Annotated in this window: 16 protein-coding genes; 8 read left to right on the top strand and 8 right to left on the bottom strand. The window is 58.4% G+C overall.

Annotated features, from left to right (window positions below; translation table 11 throughout):
• The first annotated feature begins 37 nt into the window (after nt 1–37).
• Together ACUW6V_RS15000 and ypfH are read left to right on the top strand one after the other, a co-directional pair.
• Nucleotides 38–2032, top strand: a complete 1995-nt coding sequence (locus tag ACUW6V_RS15000; RefSeq protein ID WP_454038573.1) for a tRNA(Met) cytidine acetyltransferase TmcA — start codon at nt 38–40, stop codon at nt 2030–2032.
• A 73-nt stretch (nt 2033–2105) separates the two neighbouring features.
• Nucleotides 2106–2804: an esterase gene (ypfH, locus tag ACUW6V_RS14995; RefSeq protein WP_004384900.1), complete on the top strand. Its 699-nt coding sequence runs from the start codon at nt 2106–2108 to the stop codon at nt 2802–2804.
• Nucleotides 2805–2863: 59 nt separating this feature from the next.
• Here the strand turns inward: ypfH and ACUW6V_RS14990 are convergent, their stop codons facing one another.
• The 4 genes from ACUW6V_RS14990 to ACUW6V_RS14975 all read right to left on the bottom strand — a co-directional run bounded on the left by ACUW6V_RS14990 (nt 2864) and on the right by ACUW6V_RS14975 (nt 5114).
• Nucleotides 2864–3052, bottom strand: a complete 189-nt coding sequence (locus ACUW6V_RS14990; protein WP_007700459.1) for a YpfN family protein — start codon at nt 3050–3052, stop codon at nt 2864–2866.
• A 28-nt stretch (nt 3053–3080) separates the two neighbouring features.
• Nucleotides 3081–4208 carry a succinyl-diaminopimelate desuccinylase gene (dapE, locus tag ACUW6V_RS14985; protein WP_012124066.1) on the bottom strand — a complete coding sequence of 376 codons (1128 nt, stop codon included), beginning with the start codon at nt 4206–4208 and terminating at the stop codon, nt 3081–3083.
• 4 nt (nt 4209–4212) lie between these two features.
• Nucleotides 4213–4569: an ArsC family reductase gene (locus tag ACUW6V_RS14980; protein WP_454038552.1), complete on the bottom strand. Its 357-nt coding sequence runs from the start codon at nt 4567–4569 to the stop codon at nt 4213–4215.
• Nucleotides 4570–4673: 104 nt separating this feature from the next.
• Nucleotides 4674–5114 carry a GNAT family N-acetyltransferase gene (locus ACUW6V_RS14975; protein ID WP_454038551.1) on the bottom strand — a complete coding sequence of 147 codons (441 nt, stop codon included), beginning with the start codon at nt 5112–5114 and terminating at the stop codon, nt 4674–4676.
• Between the two features lie 143 nt (nt 5115–5257).
• On the opposite strand from ACUW6V_RS14975, the gene ypfM reads away from it, so the two are divergent.
• Nucleotides 5258–5317 (top strand): protein YpfM, encoded by a 60-nt coding sequence (ypfM, locus tag ACUW6V_RS14970; RefSeq protein ID WP_100207200.1) that lies wholly within the window; start codon nt 5258–5260, stop codon nt 5315–5317.
• Nucleotides 5318–5424: 107 nt separating this feature from the next.
• On the opposite strand, the gene acrD is transcribed toward ypfM, so the two are convergent.
• Nucleotides 5425–8541 (bottom strand): multidrug efflux RND transporter permease AcrD, encoded by a 3117-nt coding sequence (gene acrD, locus ACUW6V_RS14965; protein ID WP_454038550.1) that lies wholly within the window; start codon nt 8539–8541, stop codon nt 5425–5427.
• 134 nt (nt 8542–8675) lie between these two features.
• On the bottom strand, nt 8676–9320 hold the full coding sequence (gene narP / locus ACUW6V_RS14960; protein WP_105575850.1) for a nitrate/nitrite response regulator protein NarP: 645 nt from the start codon (nt 9318–9320) through the stop codon (nt 8676–8678).
• Between the two features lie 197 nt (nt 9321–9517).
• On the opposite strand from narP, the gene nudK reads away from it, so the two are divergent.
• The 5 genes from nudK (at nt 9518) to ACUW6V_RS14935 (ending at nt 13373) form a co-directional block, all read left to right on the top strand.
• The gene (gene nudK, locus ACUW6V_RS14955; RefSeq protein WP_004386542.1) at nt 9518–10093 is read left to right on the top strand and encodes a GDP-mannose pyrophosphatase NudK; all 576 of its coding nucleotides are present in this window, start codon (nt 9518–9520) and stop codon (nt 10091–10093) included.
• Between the two features lie 129 nt (nt 10094–10222).
• Nucleotides 10223–11266, top strand: coding sequence for a DUF1176 domain-containing protein (locus ACUW6V_RS14950; RefSeq protein ID WP_032988730.1), 1044 nt, complete (start codon nt 10223–10225; stop codon nt 11264–11266).
• Between the two features lie 75 nt (nt 11267–11341).
• Nucleotides 11342–12286, top strand: a complete 945-nt coding sequence (locus tag ACUW6V_RS14945) for a hypothetical protein (protein WP_454038549.1) — start codon at nt 11342–11344, stop codon at nt 12284–12286.
• A gap of 221 nt (nt 12287–12507) precedes the next feature.
• Nucleotides 12508–12876: a hypothetical protein gene (locus ACUW6V_RS14940; protein WP_032968345.1), complete on the top strand. Its 369-nt coding sequence runs from the start codon at nt 12508–12510 to the stop codon at nt 12874–12876.
• Complete coding sequence (locus ACUW6V_RS14935) at nt 12876–13373, top strand: YbjP/YqhG family protein (RefSeq protein ID WP_041460416.1); 498 nt, start codon at nt 12876–12878, stop codon at nt 13371–13373. The genes ACUW6V_RS14940 and ACUW6V_RS14935 overlap by 1 nt, the downstream gene beginning before the upstream one ends.
• A gap of 193 nt (nt 13374–13566) precedes the next feature.
• Here ACUW6V_RS14935 and tkt read toward each other — a convergent pair whose 3' ends face one another.
• Both tkt and tal read right to left on the bottom strand, forming a co-directional pair.
• Nucleotides 13567–15561: a transketolase gene (gene tkt / locus ACUW6V_RS14930; protein WP_454038548.1), complete on the bottom strand. Its 1995-nt coding sequence runs from the start codon at nt 15559–15561 to the stop codon at nt 13567–13569.
• 20 nt (nt 15562–15581) lie between these two features.
• Entirely contained in the window at nt 15582–16532 is a 951-nt protein-coding gene (gene tal, locus ACUW6V_RS14925; RefSeq protein WP_007893829.1) for a transaldolase, read from the bottom strand.
• Nucleotides 16533–16675: the final 143 nt, after the last annotated feature.

Below are 16675 nucleotides of genomic sequence, written 5' to 3'. Positions count from 1 at the left end.
TGACGTGAATGACAGTCTCGCCACGCTGACGGCGCAGATGGCGGCGGCGGGAATCCGCCGCATGTTAGTGTTAAGCGGTGATGAAACCTGGAGCTCACAGCAGGCGCGACAGCTGGCGAACGCTCTGCCCGGCGACTGGCTGTGGGTAGGCACCGCGCCGGAGATGGCGCTCAACGGCGCGCCTGGCGCTATCAATACGCTGCTCGGGCGCGAATACCTGCATGCGGTCTTTGATGCCCGTAGCGGTTTTGACGCTGCGGCGTTTGCCGCGCTCGCAGGCACGCTGAAAGCGGGCAGCTGGCTGGTGCTGCTGACGCCGCCGTGGCAGGCCTGGCCCACGCGCGTGGATAACGATTCCTGCCGCTGGAGCGACAGCCGGGAGCCCATCTCTACCCCGCATTTTATCCATCATCTTCAACGGCTTTTTCTTGATGATCCTGATGTTATCTGCTGGCGTCAGGAGCAGCCGTTACCGTTAAGCCCGTCTGCGCCGCGCCCGCGCTGGCACCCGGCCTGCGGTGAGCCGCAACAGGAACAGGCGCGGCTATTGGATGAGTTATTAACCACCACTAATGGCGTGACGGCAATCACCGCCGCGCGCGGGCGCGGTAAATCGGCGCTCGCTGGCATGTTTATTCGCGCGCTGCCGGGCAGGGCGCTGGTGACCGCGCCGTCGCGCGCCTCGGCGGAGGTTATCGCCGCGCACGCGGGCGAGAAATTTGTCTTCATGGCACCAGACGCGCTGCTGGCCGCGCTTGAGGATGGCACGCTCGCGCCCTGCGACTGGCTGGTTATTGATGAAGCCGCGGCGCTCCCTGGCCCGGTGCTGCAAAAACTGGTGCGGGCGTTTCCCGCCACGCTTCTGACCAGCACCGTACAGGGCTATGAAGGCACCGGGCGCGGTTTCGTGCTGAAATTCTGCGCGGGCATCGACGGCCTGCGCTACCGCACGCTGAGTACGCCGGTGCGCTGGGCGCAGGACGATCCGCTGGAGCGGCTGGTCAGTCAGGCGCTGCTGTTTGAGGATGATGATTTCGCCCGCACGCCCGCAGGCGACGTACGCTTTTATTCTGTTTCGCAGAACGACTGGCAAACCCGGCCCGACCGCGCGGCCGCGCTGTACCAGCTGCTGGCGGGCGCGCACTATCGCACGTCGCCGCTCGATCTGCGCCGGATGATGGATGCGCCGGGGCAGTCTTTTCTCGCCGCCGAGGCGGGCGGCGAGACCGTCGGCGCGCTGTGGTTAGTGGCGGAAGGCGGTCTTGATGCGGCGCTGAGCCAGGCGGTGTGGGCCGGTTATCGCCGTCCGCGCGGCAATCTGGTGGCGCAGTCGCTTTCGGCGCACGGCGGCGATCCGCTCGCGGCCACGCTTGTTGGCCTGCGCGTTAGCCGCGTGGCGGTGCATCCGGGCCGCCAGCGCGAAGGCATTGGACGCCAGTTGATTGAGCAGGCGCGCGCACAAGCGCCTGAAGGCTGCGACTATCTTTCCGTGAGTTTCGGCTATACGCCTGCGCTGTGGCGCTTCTGGCAGCGCTGCGGTTTTACGCTGGTGCGTTTTGGCAGCCATCGCGAGGCCAGCAGCGGCTGCTATAACGCGATGGCGCTCGTGGCGCTGAGTGCGGCGGGCGCGCGGCTCGTGCGTGAAGAACACCAGCGGCTGGCGCGCGATGCGACGCTGCTTCAGCGCTGGGTGGATGAAACGCTGCCGCTAACGCCCGCACCCCAGGCTACCCTTAATAGTGATGACTGGTTAGCGCTCGCAGGATTCGCGTTCACGCATCGCCCGCTGGAAACCTCTCTCGGCCCGCTCTACCGGTTGCTTGAGGCAAGCCCGCAGACGTTACAGGCGCTGCGCGGGCGGCTGGAGCTGCAAATGCCGGTAGATGCGCTCTGCCGTAAGCTCGGGCTTTCCGGGCGTAAGGCGTTGCTTGCCGCGCTGCGTCAGGAAACCGCGCTGGCGCTGGACGCGCTTGATGCGCCGCGTGCCGCGACCTTAAACGCGCAACTAATGCAATGGCAATTTTTCCACTAAGTCCATCAATGAATTGCGATGGTCATCTGTTCAGGCCGGCGTAAACTGGCTGTAACCCATGAAGGAGAGTGCCATGAGACATGATCATTTTGTGGTTCAGAGCCCTGAACTGCCTGCCAGACAACTGCTGCTGCTGTTCCACGGCGTCGGGGATAACCCGGTGGCGATGGGCGAGATAGGCAGCTATTTCGCGCCACTGTTCCCGGATGCGCTGGTGGTGAGCGTGGGGGGCCCCGCGCCGAGCGGTCCGGCACCCGGCAGAGAGTGGTTTTCCGTGCAGGGCGTCAGCGAATCCAACCGCCAGCAGCGGGTGGATGAAATTATGCCCACCTTTATCGACACCGTGCGCCACTGGCAGCGCGAAAGTGGCGTTAGCCCGGCCGCCACGGCGCTGATCGGCTTTTCGCAGGGCGCGATTATGGTGCTGGAAGGGGTGAAAGCCGCGCCTGGTCTGGCTTCTCGCGTTATTGCGTTTAACGGACGCTTTGCTGAGTTGCCGACGACGGCGTCGACCGCCACCACGGTGCATCTGATCCACGGCGAAGACGATGAGGTGATCGATTCCCGCTACGCTCAGGCGGCGGCGGATGCGCTGCTGCGCGCCGGTGGCGACGTCACGCTCGATATCGTTGAAGATCTTGGGCATGCGATCGATAACCGCAGCATGCAGTTAGCGCTCGATCATCTGCGCTATACCGTGCCGAAGCACTATTTTGATGAGGCGTTAAGCGGCGGTAAGCCTGGCGATGACGATGTGATTCAGATGATGTAACGCGGAGTGCTCCGTCAGGCGGGCTGCCTGACGGAGAGTACAGCGGAATAAGCAGGCGCTTACTTCTTCTTCGGCCAGTCGTCTTCGTCGTCCCACTTATCGTTAAAATCGCGGTGGGGCGGCAGTTCCGGGCGGTTGTCCATAAACTTCTTATGATCCACCCGTTTTAAATCTTTAATCACGTTCAGCAGGACGCCGAGCAGAAACACCAGCACCAGCACCCACCAATATTTTCCGAGCCATTCCATGACGTTATCCTCGTCTTGTGAGCGCGCGTCAGGCGACGAGCTGCTCCATAATGCGTTGATACATACGGGCCAGCAGCTGCAGGTCGGACGCTTTCACGCATTCGTTAATCTTGTGAATCGTCGCGTTGACCGGCCCAAGCTCCACCACCTGCGCGCCCATGCGGGCGATAAAGCGTCCGTCGGACGTGCCGCCGGTGGTCAGCAGCTGCGGTTTAATTTCATTATAGTGGTGAACGGCGTTCACCACCGCATCGACCAGTTTACCGCGCGCGGTTAAGAACGGCTGGCCGGAGAGCCACCAGTCCAGCGTGTAGCGCAGCTGATATTTCTCCAGCAGCGCCACGACGCGCTGTTTAATCATCTCGTCGGTCAGCTCGGTGCTGAAGCGGAAGTTAAACTGTACGTGGAGATCGCCCGGAATCACGTTATTGCTGCCGGTGCCCGCCTGAATATTGGCGATCTGCATGCTGGTCGGCGGGAAAAATTCATTGCCGCGATCCCACTCAATACCGACCAGCTCATTGAGCATCGGCGCGGCGCGGTGTACCGGGTTATCCGCCAGATGCGGATACGCCACGTGGCCCTGCACGCCGTGAATGGTCAGGTTGCAGGTGAGCGAGCCGCGACGGCCATTTTTCACCACGTCGCCGACCACTTCGCTGCTGGAGGGCTCGCCCACCAGGCAGTAATCGAGACGTTCGCCGCGCGCCATCAGCGCTTCGACCACTTTCACGGTGCCGTTCGTGGCGCTCGCCTCTTCATCAGAGGTGATCAGAAACGCCAGACGCCCGCGATGGTGCGGATGCTGCGCGACAAAACGCTCCGCCGCCACCACCATCGCCGCCAGCGAGCCTTTCATGTCCGCCGCGCCGCGGCCAAACAGCATCCCGTCACGAATGGTCGGTTCAAACGGCGGATTGATCCAGCGCTCGACATCGCCCGCCGGCACCACATCGGTATGCCCCGCGAAGGCCAGCGTCTCGCCGGTGCCGCGCCATGCCCAGAAGTTCTGCGTGTCGCCGATGTTCATCGGCTCAACCGTAAACCCTACGGCCTGCAGCCGCTCAATCAGCAGCGCCTGACAGCCCGCGTCATCGGGGCTCAGAGAAGGGCGACGAATTAGCTGCTGCGTCAGCTCAATAACCGGGCAAGACATAACACTAGACCTCGTTAAAATAGTGCTGGTAGGTGGATTCACTGAAACCAAGCAGCATAGGCTTACCCGGCGCGCAGAGCAATGGTCGTTTGATGATTGCCGGCATTTCCAGCATCAGCGCGGCCGCGCTGTCGGCGTCGGTAATTGCCGCGCGTTGCGCCTCGTCGAGTTTACGCCATGTGGTACCGCGAGTATTCAGCAGCGTCTCCCAGCTCAGCTCAGCGATAAATTTATGCATCATTTGTGCATCAAGGCCGTCGGTACGGTAGTCGTGAAAGTGATAATCAACGTGATTATTTTCAAGCCAGCGGCGGGCTTTTTTAATGGTGTCGCAGTTTTTAATGCCGTACATCACGACCATAATTGAATCCTTTTGTCCAAAATCGGTCCAGTTAAACAAATTATCCGAACAGATAATAGGGTAAACAATAGCCTGCTAATATAACGCATCACTGACAATTATGGTTAGCGTATATATCCCTGTTCGTGCATTTTGAATAATTTTTCATCGGTGGCGCAGACCATTCCGCTGGTTAATTCGCGGAATTGATATTTTTTATAAAAAGCGACCTTATCTAAAACTGCATAGATAAAAACTTTACCAAAAGGTAAAAGCGTTGCGAGGATCTCGTCCATTAATTGATTCCCGAAACCGCGGCCCTGATAATCGGGATCGACAACAATATCGGCGACGTAACTTGACCATGTCAGATCGCTAATCGCATGCGCGGTCGCGACCAGCTTTTCCTCATGAAATCCGTACCAGCAGAAGGTGCTATTGCGGTAGCAGCGTTCGACCTCCTGCGGGTCGCGCGCGCCGAGTCCCGCTCGTTCAATCAGCGTCGCCAGCGCATGCCAGGTTGCCTCTTTTTCAGTAAAAAATTCCCGAATATTGCCAGCCGTCACACAACAGAAAACTTATCCTCGTCATAGTGAACTGTAAGCCGATAACAAATACATGAGGGAGGCTTATCAATTCGATTGGTTAAATTGTCTTCACTCCGCGTCATTATTTTTGTACCATGCAAACAATAATAAGAGAGGTCATTATGATTGAACATGAACTGGGGAACTGGAAAGATTTTATTGAAGCGATGCTTCGTAAATAAGTCCAGCAATAAGCAAGAGCACATCGCTTTAATAGACACACAGCAGTGATTCCACTCACTGAACATACCAAAAGGCGACCGTTAAGGTCGCCTTTTTCTTTTCAGGGTTATTCTTCCGGCGCAGGCTTAAGCGGAAAACGTCTGCGGATCAGCACAAAAAACAGCGGCACGAAGAAAACTGCCAGCAGCGTTGCGGAGATCATCCCACCCATCACGCCGGTGCCCACCGCGTGCTGGCTGGCAGAGCCTGCGCCGCTGCTGGTCGCCATCGGCAAAACGCCGAAGATAAACGCCAGCGACGTCATTAAAATCGGCCGCAGGCGCTGGCGGCAGGCATCGAGCGTCGCGGCGATAAGCTCGTGGCCTTTGCTGTTCATCTCATTGGCGAATTCGACAATCAGTATCGCGTTCTTGGCGGAAAGCCCGATGACCGTCAGCAGCCCCACCTGGAAATAGACGTCGTTCTCAAGCCCGCGCAGCCAGGTGGCGAGCAGCGCGCCAATTACGCCGAGCGGCACCACCAGCATGACCGAGAACGGCACCGTCCAGCTCTCATACAGCGCCGCCAGGCACAGGAACACGACCAGCAGCGAGAGCGCGTAAAGGGCAGGCGCCTGCGAGCCGGAAAGCCGCTCCTGGTACGACATCGCCGTCCACTCCAGGCCAAAGCCGGTCGGCAGCTGGCTCACCAGTTTCTCCATCACGTCCATCGCGGTGCCGGTACTGACGCCCGGCGCCGCCTCGCCGACAATCTCCAGCGCTGAATAGCCGTTGTAGCGCTCAAGGCGCGGCGAGCCGGTTTCCCAGCGCGACGTCGCAAAGGCCGAGAACGGCACCATCGCGCCCGCCTGGTTGCGCACATACCAGCGCGTAATATCTTCCGGCAGCATCCGGTATTTCGCGGCGGACTGCACATAGACCTTTTTCACGCGCCCGCGATCCATAAAGTCGTTCACATAGCTTGAGCCCCACGCGGTTTGCAGCGTGTCGTTAATATCGTCAATGGAAACGCCTAGCGCCTGGGCTTTGCGCTGATCGATGTCTATCTGCAACTGCGGGCTGTCATCCAGGCCGTTGTGGCGCACGCGGGTCAGCGCAGGCTCCTGGCTTGCCATGTCCAGCAGGCGATCGCGCGCCTGCATTAGCGCGTCATGCCCAAGCCCGGCGTGATCCTGAAGCTCCATATCAAACCCGGCGGAGCTGCCAAGGCCGCTGATGGCAGGCGGGCTGCTCGCGAACACGCGCGCCTCTTTAATATGGCGAAAAGCCTGCGTGGCGCGCTCAATGATGGCATCCTCGCTGCCGGTATCCGGGTCGCGATCCTCCCACGGATTCAGGCGCACAAACATGCGCGCCACGTTCTGACCGTTGCCGCCGGGGCCGGAGCCGACGGTCGCGAACACCGAGGCGACGTTGGCTTTTTCTTTCTCAAAGAAATAGCGCTCCACCTGCTGCACCACTTTCAGCGTCTGCTGCTGGGTGGAGCCGGAGGGCAGCTGGACCGAGGTCACAAACATGCCGCGATCTTCCTGCGGCAGAAACGACGTGGGCAGGCGTAAAAAGAGAAACACCATACCGCCGAGCAGCAGGGCGTAGAGCAGAATCCAGCGCAGGCTGCGCTGTAAAATTTTTCCTACGGCGGATTCATAACGCAGCGCGCTGCGCTCAAAGGTGCGGTTAAACCAGCCGAAAAAGCCGCGCGAACCGTGGTGTTCGCCTTTTTTCAGCGGCTTAAGCAGCGTGGCGCACAGGGCAGGGGTGAGGATCATCGCGACCAGCACCGACAGCACCATCGATGAAACAATCGTGATGGAGAACTGGCGGTAAATCGCGCCGGTGGTGCCGCCGAAAAACGCCATCGGGATAAACACCGCCGAGAGCACCATGGCGATACCCACCAGCGCGCCCTGGATCTGGCCCATCGATTTACGCGTGGCGGCGCGCGGCGACAGCCCTTCGTCGCTCATGATGCGCTCGACGTTTTCCACTACCACGATGGCGTCATCCACCAGCAGGCCTATCGCCAGCACCATCGCGAACATCGTCAGGGTATTAATGCTGTAGCCGAAGCTGTAGAGCACCGCGAAAGTGCCTAGAAGCACCACTGGCACCGCGATGGTCGGAATCAGCGTGGCGCGGAAATTCTGCAAAAAGAGATACATCACCAGAAACACCAGCGCGATCGCTTCAAGCAGCGTCTTCACCACGTCGGTAATCGAGGCTTTCACGAACGAAGTGGTCTCATACGCGACTTTATATTCCAGCCCGTGCGGGAAATAGTGCGACAGCTCGTCGAGGCGGTTGAGCACCAGTTGCGCCGTTTCCATCTCGTTCGCGCCTGAGGCGAGCTTCACGCCGAGCCCCGAGGCCGCTTTGCCGTTATAGCGGCTCAGATAATCATATTTCTCGGCCCCCATTTCGACGGTTGCCACGTCGCCAAGCGTGACGGTCGAGCCGTCCTGATTCACGCGCAGCGTGATATCGCGAAACTGCTCCGGCGTCTGTAACAGCGACTGCGCGTTGATGGTGGCGTTCAGCGCCTGATTATCCACAGACGGCGTGCCGCCGAGCTGGCCGACCGCTATCTGGCTGTTCTGCGATTTAATCGCTGCCACCACATCCGCCGTGGTGAGCTGAAAGCTGGTGAGCTTGTCCGGGTCGAGCCAGATACGCATGGCGTACTGCGAGCCGTAAGCGTCGATATCCCCGACGCCGTTGATACGGCTGAGCGGCTCCTGAATATTACTCGCCACATAGTCGGCGATATCCTGTTTATCCATGCTGCCATCGGTGGAGACAAACGCGATAGTCAGAATGTTGGTATCCCCGGTTTTGCGCACCGTCACGCCCTGCGTCTGTACGGCCTGGGGGAGCTTTCGCAGCGCGGATTGCAGCTGGTTTTGCACCTGCTGGACCGCTTCATCCGGGTCGGTGCCTGCCTTGAAGTTCAGCGTCACGGTCGCCTGGCCGGTGGCGCTGCTTTGCGACGACATATACATCAGGTTATCGAGGCCGGTCATGTTCTGTTCGATAACCTGCGTAACGGTATTTTCCAGCGTCTGGGCGGAGGCGCCAGGGTAGTTTGCCGTGATGCGCACGTTAGGCGGCGCCAGTTCGGGATATTGCTCAACGGGAAGTGAAAATATCGCCAGTGTGCCGGTCAGGCAGATGAGAATTGCCAGCACCCAGGCAAAAATCGGGCGATCGATAAAGAAATTCGCCATGCGAGTCGGGACCTCTTAAATGCTTAGCGTCGTTATTATTGGTAGCCGCAATCACTGTAGCCTCAGGGCACACAACAAACGTGGAGAAAATAAGGAGATAATGTAAATTATCTCGCGCGACGCCGCGCAGACCCTTACGCGCTCCGGGATCCCAGAAACAGGACGGTCGCCGCGACGCGCGAACGCACGTTAAGTTTGCGCAGTAAATTGCGAATATGCACTTTTACCGTTTCTTCCGAGATCTGTAACGCCGAGGCAATCTGCTTATTGGAGAGCCCGCGCGCCACTTCCTGCAACACGTCAAGCTCGCGCCCGGTCAGCAGCGCAAACGGCGCGTCGCGTTGCTCATCAGGCTTGCGCGCGAGTAGATACGCCTGCACCTGCTCGCTGAACGCGCCAGCACCCGCCGCACCAGCCCGGATGGCCTCCAGCAGCGCTTCCGGTTCGCTGTCTTTCAGCAGATAGCCGTCAGCGCCCGCATCGGTCATGGCAAAAATATCGCTTTGCGCATCAGAGACCGTCAGTACGATAATCCGTGCGTTCACGCCGTCGCGGCGCAGTATCGTCAGCGTATCCAGCCCGCTTAAACCCCGCATATTCAGATCCAGCAAAATGACGTCCGGGGAAAGCGCCCGCGCCTGCGCTATCGCTTCTTCGCCGCTGCCTGCTTCGCCCGTCACCCGAAACCGCGCATCGGTTTCAAGCAACTGTCGCAGGCCGCGACGCATCAGCGGGTGATCGTCAACGATAAGAACGTGCCAGGGGATAATTTGCGACATGCTTACTCCGCTCTTGTGGGTTTTTTCTGCGTTGCGGCTGGATAAACCATAGCCTGTGCGTAAGCTTAACCGCCAGACGCCGCCGGCAATGGGCAGAATACCGGAAAAAGCGCCGTTATTCCGGCGACGCGCCGGGGGCGACAAATGGCGTTTCGGGTCGTACTATTCACCCCACACCAGGCGTTTATGGAGTCGCTATGTCGTTAAATGTCGAACTGATAAAAGATAAAATTCTCTCGGAAAACTACTTTGTTCTGCGCAATATTACCTACGATCTGACGCGAAAAGATGGCGAAGTGGTCCGCCACAAGCGCGAAGTCTACGATCGCGGCAACGGCGCTGCCGTACTGTTGTATAACCGCGAGAAAAAAAGCGTCGTGTTGATCCGTCAGTTTCGCGTCGCCACCTGGGTTAACGGTAACCCGGACGGGATGCTGATTGAGGCGTGTGCGGGGCTTCTTGACGATGACGAGCCGGAAGTCTGCATTCGCAAAGAGGCCATCGAGGAAACCGGCTACCGCGTGAACGCGGCGGAGAAAGTCTTTGAGCTTTATACCTCCCCCGGCGGCGTTACCGAACTCATTCATCTGTTCATCGCGGAATATGACGATGCCTCACGCGCGAACGAAGGCGGCGGCGTAGAAGATGAAGAGATAGAAGTGCTGGAAATGCCCTTCAGTGAAGCGTTGGAAAAAGTCAGACAAGGCGTGATTCGCGATGCGAAAACGGTGCTGCTGCTTCAGCATCTTCAGCTACGCGGAATAATGGACTGATTTCCCTCACAATAAGAGGCGGTATTATGGATATTGCTATCCGATAAATCCGATTGAGCCGCCCGTGCAGGGCAACGAAGATAGGCGCGTTTCTTCTACCGCTGTTTACGCCCGGGATACGCGCCGTTCATGCTTTTTCGTCTGCTGTCACTCTTTAGCTGTTCTTTGCTGCTCGCCTCGCCGCTCTGGGCTGCGCCCGCGCAGAAGATTTTTAGTGACTGGCAGGTGACCTGCAATAACCAGAATTTCTGCACGGCCCGTAACGTCGGCGGCCATCAGGATCTGGTGATGACGCTGTCGCGCAGCGCCGGTGCGAAACCCGACGCGTCGCTGCGCATCGAGGCGGGCAAACCGGAGGCCGCCGTGAATAAAGCACCGCCGCTTGCCCCGCGTCTCCTGCTGGATGGCAAAACGCTGGTGCCGGCGGGCAGCAAATGGCGTGATATGCCGCGCCGCCTGATGACGGACGACCCGACCACCATTATCGATTTTCTCGATCAGATTAAAGAATCGTCGGTCATTACGCTGAAAGACGGGCCGGGGCGTTTATCGCTCGACGGGCTGAAAGCCGCACTGCTGTTTATCGACGCCCAGCAAAAGCGCGTCGGCAGCGAAACCGCGTGGATCAAAAAGGGCAACAACCCGCCGCTCAGCGTGCCGCCTGCGCCTGCTATCCGGGGCGTCAAAATCACCAACCCGACGCCGACGCCGCTCTCTCACGACGAGCTGAACGAACTGCTCGATTACGGTACCTGGCGGATGACCAACAGCCAGTGCTCGCTCGACCCGATGCGCCGCGAAGTGCGTATTTCCGCGCTTACTGACGACACGGCGCTGATGATAATCAGCTGTGAAGCGGGTGCTTACAACACGGTGGATCTTGCCTGGCTGGTGTCGCGCCAGAAGCCGTTTGCCTCGCGCATGGTGCGCCTGCGCCTGCCGTTCCTGCCTGCCGATAAAGAGCAAGAGCTGGAACTGATGAACGCGAGCTTCGATGAGAAAACCAAAGAGCTGACCACGCTCTCCAAAGGCCGCGGCCTCGGCGACTGCGGCGTCGCGACGCGCTGGCGCTTCGACGGCCAGCGGTTTCGCCTGGTGCGTTACGCCGAAGAGCCAAGCTGCGACAACTGGCACGGCCCGGACGCCTGGCCAACGCTCTGGGTGACTCAATAATCCCGCTTCTGGCGGCGCGCGTTTTTGCGTATATTCCTGTGGCTTAACATAACCAATAACAATGGCAGGGAATGTATGGCTTACACACAGGGGCTGCGCGCGGTTCTAGGGCTGGCGCTGGCAGGGCTTGCGCTCAGCGTCAGCGCTGCGATGACACCGCAGGACGAGCGCGACGCGAACGCGCTGGTCGCGCGCTGGAACGATTTTAAAAATCATCCTTCCGCCCAGGCAGGCGTGGCGCTTTATGGCGAACAGGTAAGCTGGTACGGCAAAGTGCTTACGCGCGACGCCGTTATCCAGGAAAACGCCGCCTTCGTGCAAAAACATCCGCACTACGCACAGGCCATCATCAGCAATATCACGCTCACCGAACAGGACGGGCAGCCGCTTGCCGTACAGGCCACGTTTGTGAAACAGGCGGGGCTTGAGCCGCAAACGCCGCGCAACTACCCGGCGCAGCTCACCTTAACGAAACAGGCCGCAGGCTGGCGCATCAGCGAAGAAACCGACTGGATAACCGAGGCGAATCGCCAGAAAACGCGCGATTACCGTCTGGCGGGTGGGCGGTTTAACGGCACGGCGAAAAGCTACGCCTGGCTGACGGCGCATGACCCGAAAACCAACGGCGTCTGCGATGAGAGCGGTGACTGCGAGTGCCAGCTCTGGAACAGCGATCCGGCCATCAAACCGGCGTCCATTCCCTCCTGCATCGGCGGCGGTGTCGAGACGCTCTCACACCTTGACGACAGCGGACGCGACCGCGCGCTGATTTATCCCGAATGGTGGAGCAGCGCCTGGCGGGCGACCTATCTCTATGACGTGCAGCAACAGCAGTGGGTAAAAGCGATTCCCTCGTTTTCCATGAACCTGAACGTGCAGGAAGATGTGGACGGCACATCGCTGGTAGCGCGCGACCCGCAGCATCCGGGGCAGGTGATTGTGGCCGAGGCGAAATGGGATGAGAAAACGGAAGATATTGTGATAAACAAAAGCGCCGAGACGCTGAACGTCCTGAAATAAAACCGCGCCGGAAATAAAAAAGCCAGCCCGTTAAGGCTAATTTAAAACCCTTGCGCCGAGGAACGAGAGGCACCCGTTCGATCCTGTTTGCTTGCAGGCGAGTTCTGCCGGGCTGAATCCGGAAATAATCATTTTACGTGGGATAATTTCAGCATTTTTATCCCACAAAATAGTTGTGGTTAACGCAATAATTCCATTTTTCATGCTTAAAGGAACTAAGAATGAACTGGAATAAAGACGTTGCTATTTCGCATCTCCGGTCCCGCGCGCTCGGTCATTCACATAACGAATGTGCGACCTTTACAAGGGAGGCTATAGCTGCTGGCGGCATACGGCTGGAGAGAACGCTAAACGCAAAAGATTACGGGCCTGCATTACTGCGCGCTGGATTTCATGAAGTCCCGCCGGGCTCAACATTATTGAGCGGTGATGTTGCTGTGATTCAGCCGTATCCCGGAGGGAACCCGAGCGGGCATATGACAATGTATGATGGCACGCAGTGGATCTCCGATTTCAGGCAACGCAGTATGTACCCGGGCCCAGGGTATCGCGCCGCCCAACCGGCTTTCAAAATATACAGGATGAATTGATGCGAGCTGCAATAGTGTTATGCGCTTTCTTGCTCTCCGCTTGCGCAGTTAAGCCGGAACAGAGCGCGCCGACGCGAGTACATTCTTTTTATTCTACTTATCTGATGTCTCTTACAAGTAGCGACAATCAATATTCGCCGTCTGATTTGCGCGAATATGTTTCTGCCGACACGATCAAGAGACTGGAGGATATCGAGTCGATATCAGAACAAGACCTGATTGGCTCGGATTACTTCGCTTATGCACAGGACTATGATCCATCATGGATATCGGCGCTAACTGTCGGTGCCGCCAGGCCGTTCATGGGGGGCGAGGTAATGTCGGTATGGATTGGCAGGGAGGGCGGGAAAAAATTAGAGCTGGAAGTGTTTGTTCGTCGGGAGTCAGACATCTGGAAGATATACCGAGTCCGTGATGTCACCGATAACTATGAGCATCCAATATTTAACGCCGGCGCCATCGCTCGCGCGAAGTCTGCTGCTCAAGGCGGCCTGTAAAGAATAACCCCAGTCATCTGCCGTAATGCCGCTCACTTAAGCTTTATGTGATTTAAAGCTGAACGGATAACGAAATCCATATCGTGTGCAGTCATAAAAAAGCCAGAATCAGGAAACTGACTCTGGCTTATTTCTTACTGGCAGGATCGTTCAGGTACGCTTAAACGATCGGCGTCAGCCCGTTAAGGCTGGCTTATTTGCCGAGCACTTTGCGGGCTTTTTCTACCACGTTTTCGACGGTAAAGCCGAAGTACGGGAAGAGTTTCTCCGCGGGCGCGGATTCGCCATAGCCGGTCATGCCGACGATAGCGCCCTTCAGGCCGACATATTTGTACCAGTAGTCGGCGATGCCCGCTTCCACCGCCACGCGCGTGCTGACGTCGGACGGCAGCACCGATTCACGGTAGGCTTCATCCTGCGCGTCAAAGACATCAGTCGACGGCAGCGATACCACACGCACCGCCACGCCGTCGCCACGCAGTTTTTCTGCCGCCTGAACGGCGATTTCCACTTCCGAACCGGTGGCAATCAGGATCAGATCCGGTTTGCCGCCCGCGTCTTTCAGGATATACCCGCCGCGCGCCACATCTTTCAACTGCTGAGGCGAGCGCTCAATCTGCGCCAGATTCTGACGAGAGAGGATCAGCGCCGTCGGGCCGTTATGGCGCTCGATAGCGGCTTTCCACGCCACCGCGGTTTCCACCTGGTCACACGGACGCCAGGTGCTGAAGTTCGGCGTCAGGCGCAGGCTTGCGAGCTGCTCCACTGCCTGGTGCGTCGGGCCGTCTTCCCCTAAGCCGATAGAGTCATGGGTGTAGACCATAATCTGCCGCGCCTTCATCAGCGCCGCCATGCGCGCCGCGTTGCGGGCGTATTCGACGAACATCAGGAAGGTGGCGGTGTAGGGCACAAAGCCGCCGTGGTGGGCGATGCCGTTGGCGATCGCCGTCATGCCGAATTCGCGCACGCCGTAGTGAATGTAGTTGCCCGCCGGATCTTCTTTCAGCGATGTCGAGCCCGACCAGATAGTCAGGTTGCTCGGTGCCAGATCCGCCGAGCCGCCCAGCAACTCCGGCAGTACCGGGCCATAGACGTTCAGCGCGTTCTGGGACGCCTTACGGGAGGCGATTTTCGCCGGTTCCGCCTGGAGTTTTTCGATGTACTCCTGCGTCACCTGCTGCCAGTTTTCCGGCATTTCACCGCCCATACGGCGGTTAAACTCGGCCGCCAGCTCCGGGTAAGCTTCCTGATACGCGGCGAATTTCTCGTTCCAGCTCGCTTCAACCTGGCGGCCTTTTTCCTTCGCATCCCAGCCTTTGTAGACTTCATCCGGGATTTCGAACGGCGGGTAGTTCCAGCCGAGCTGTTTACGGGTCAGCGCCACTTCTTCTTCGCCAAGCGCCGCGCCGTGGGACTCCTCTTTGCCCGCTTTGTTCGGCGAGCCGAAGCCAATGACGGTGCGACAGATAATCAGCGACGGTTTATCGGTAACCTGTTTCGCCTCTTCAATGGCGCGCTTGATAGCCTCTGGATCGTGGCCGTCAATCTCATGCACTACGTGCCAGTGGTAGGCTTCAAAACGTTTGGCGGTGTCATCGGTAAACCAGCCCTCGGTCTCGCCATCAATGGAAATGCCGTTGTGATCGTAGAAGCCAATCAGCTTGCCAAGACCCAGCGTGCCCGCGAGCGAGCAGACCTCATGGGAGATACCTTCCATCAGGCAGCCATCGCCCATAAACACATAGGTATTGTGATCGACAATCTCATGGCCCGGGCGGTTGAACTGCGCCGCGAGCGTTTTCTCGGCAATCGCCAGACCCACGGCATTCGCGAGTCCCTGACCGAGCGGCCCGGTGGTGGTTTCCACGCCCGGCGTATAGCCGATTTCCGGGTGGCCCGGTGTTTTGGAGTGCAGCTGGCGGAAGTTTTTCAGCTCTTCCATCGGCAGGTCGTAGCCCGAAAGATGCAGCAGGCTGTAGAGCAGCATTGAGGCGTGGCCGTTGGAAAGAATAAAGCGGTCGCGGTCATACCACGTCGGGTTTGTCGGGTTGTGCTTGAGGAAATCGTTCCACAGCACTTCGGCGATATCCGCCATCCCCATCGGCGCACCGGGGTGACCGGATTTCGCTTTCTGAACCGCATCCATGCTCAGCGCACGGATGGCGTTGGCTAAAAGCTGACGAGACATGTTTCTCTCCATGGCAAAAGTTAAAGTTTGGCGGCAAGCAGATCTTCAAGTGAACGCTGGTCAACCGCGAACTGGCGAATGCCTTCGGCCAGTTTTTCGACCGCCATCGCGTCCTGGTTATGCTCCCAGCGGAATTCGGCTTCGGTCATCGGCTGCGGACGGTTAAAGCCCTGGGATGCCGGGATAAGCTTACGCGCCACCGGCGCATCGCTCTCCTGCAACTCTTTCAGCAGGTTAGGGGAGATGGTCAGACGGTCGCAGCCCGCCAGCGCCAGGATCTGCTCGGTACGGCGGAAGCTCGCGCCCATCACGATGGTCTGGTAGTTATGCTGCTTGTAGTAGTCGTAGATGTTACGCACCGACTTCACGCCGGGATCTTCATCGACCACATACGGGTCCATCGGTTTGCGGGTATTGTACCAGTCATAGATACGGCCCACGAACGGGGAGATGAGATACACCCCCGCTTCGGCGCAGGCGCGCGCCTGGGCGAAGGAGAACAGCAGCGTCAGGTTGCAGTGAATGCCTTCTTTTTCCAGTTCTTCTGCGGCGCGGATACCTTCCCAGGTAGAGGCGAGCTTAATCAGAATGCGCGATTTATCGATGCCCTGTTCCTGATAGAGCTCCACCAGGCGACGCGCTTTAGCGATGCTTTTTTCTTTGTCGAATGACAGGCGGGCGTCCACTTCGGTTGAGACGCGCCCCGGAATGCTTTTCAGAATTTCCGCACCCACATTGACGGCCAGTTTGTCGCTCGCTTCCGCGACCTGCTCTTTTTGCGTGCTGCCGCGTTTTTTGCCGTATTCCAGCGCATCGGTGAACAGATGCTGGTAATGCTCAAGGCTTGCGGCCTTCAGCAGCAGGGAAGGGTTGGTGGTCGCGTCCTGAGGCTGATAGTTACGAATGGATTCAATATCGCCGCTGTCGGCGACTACCGTTGTGAATTGTTTAATGCCATCGAGTTGGTTCATTTTGCTACTCCTTGAAAAGCAAAGATTTTATGGGGCGCTGTCAGTGTCGCCCGCCGGGATCTCATCAGGGACATAACAAAAAAGCATAGCAGACGCGCATAGCAATGCTTTCCCGAACCGGCAACATCGCTGCTATAAATTGA

The organism is Cronobacter sp. 153480017-3, from assembly GCF_053627815.1.
The sequence above is the reverse complement of the archived record's forward strand: the minus strand, read 5'-3'. Positions and strand labels throughout refer to the sequence as shown.

Excerpts from the sequence above, each read along its gene's own strand:
- ACUW6V_RS14940 (WP_032968345.1), top strand. The coding sequence starts at position 12,508 with ATGAACTGGAATAAAGACGTTGCTATTTCGCATCTCCGGTCCCGCGCG.
- tkt (WP_454038548.1), bottom strand. The coding sequence starts at position 15,561 with ATGTCTCGTCAGCTTTTAGCCAACGCCATCCGTGCGCTGAGCATGGAT.
- ACUW6V_RS14950 (WP_032988730.1), top strand. The coding sequence starts at position 10,223 with ATGCTTTTTCGTCTGCTGTCACTCTTTAGCTGTTCTTTGCTGCTCGCC.
- ACUW6V_RS14990 (WP_007700459.1), bottom strand. The coding sequence starts at position 3,052 with ATGGAATGGCTCGGAAAATATTGGTGGGTGCTGGTGCTGGTGTTTCTG.
- ypfH (WP_004384900.1), top strand. The coding sequence starts at position 2,106 with ATGAGACATGATCATTTTGTGGTTCAGAGCCCTGAACTGCCTGCCAGA.
- ACUW6V_RS15000 (WP_454038573.1), top strand. The coding sequence starts at position 38 with ATGGCGGCGGCGGGAATCCGCCGCATGTTAGTGTTAAGCGGTGATGAA.
- tal (WP_007893829.1), bottom strand. The coding sequence starts at position 16,532 with ATGAACCAACTCGATGGCATTAAACAATTCACAACGGTAGTCGCCGAC.
- ACUW6V_RS14935 (WP_041460416.1), top strand. The coding sequence starts at position 12,876 with ATGCGAGCTGCAATAGTGTTATGCGCTTTCTTGCTCTCCGCTTGCGCA.
- ACUW6V_RS14980 (WP_454038552.1), bottom strand. The coding sequence starts at position 4,569 with ATGGTCGTGATGTACGGCATTAAAAACTGCGACACCATTAAAAAAGCC.
- narP (WP_105575850.1), bottom strand. The coding sequence starts at position 9,320 with ATGTCGCAAATTATCCCCTGGCACGTTCTTATCGTTGACGATCACCCG.
- acrD (WP_454038550.1), bottom strand. The coding sequence starts at position 8,541 with ATGGCGAATTTCTTTATCGATCGCCCGATTTTTGCCTGGGTGCTGGCA.
- ACUW6V_RS14945 (WP_454038549.1), top strand. The coding sequence starts at position 11,342 with ATGGCTTACACACAGGGGCTGCGCGCGGTTCTAGGGCTGGCGCTGGCA.
- dapE (WP_012124066.1), bottom strand. The coding sequence starts at position 4,208 with ATGTCTTGCCCGGTTATTGAGCTGACGCAGCAGCTAATTCGTCGCCCT.
- nudK (WP_004386542.1), top strand. The coding sequence starts at position 9,518 with ATGTCGTTAAATGTCGAACTGATAAAAGATAAAATTCTCTCGGAAAAC.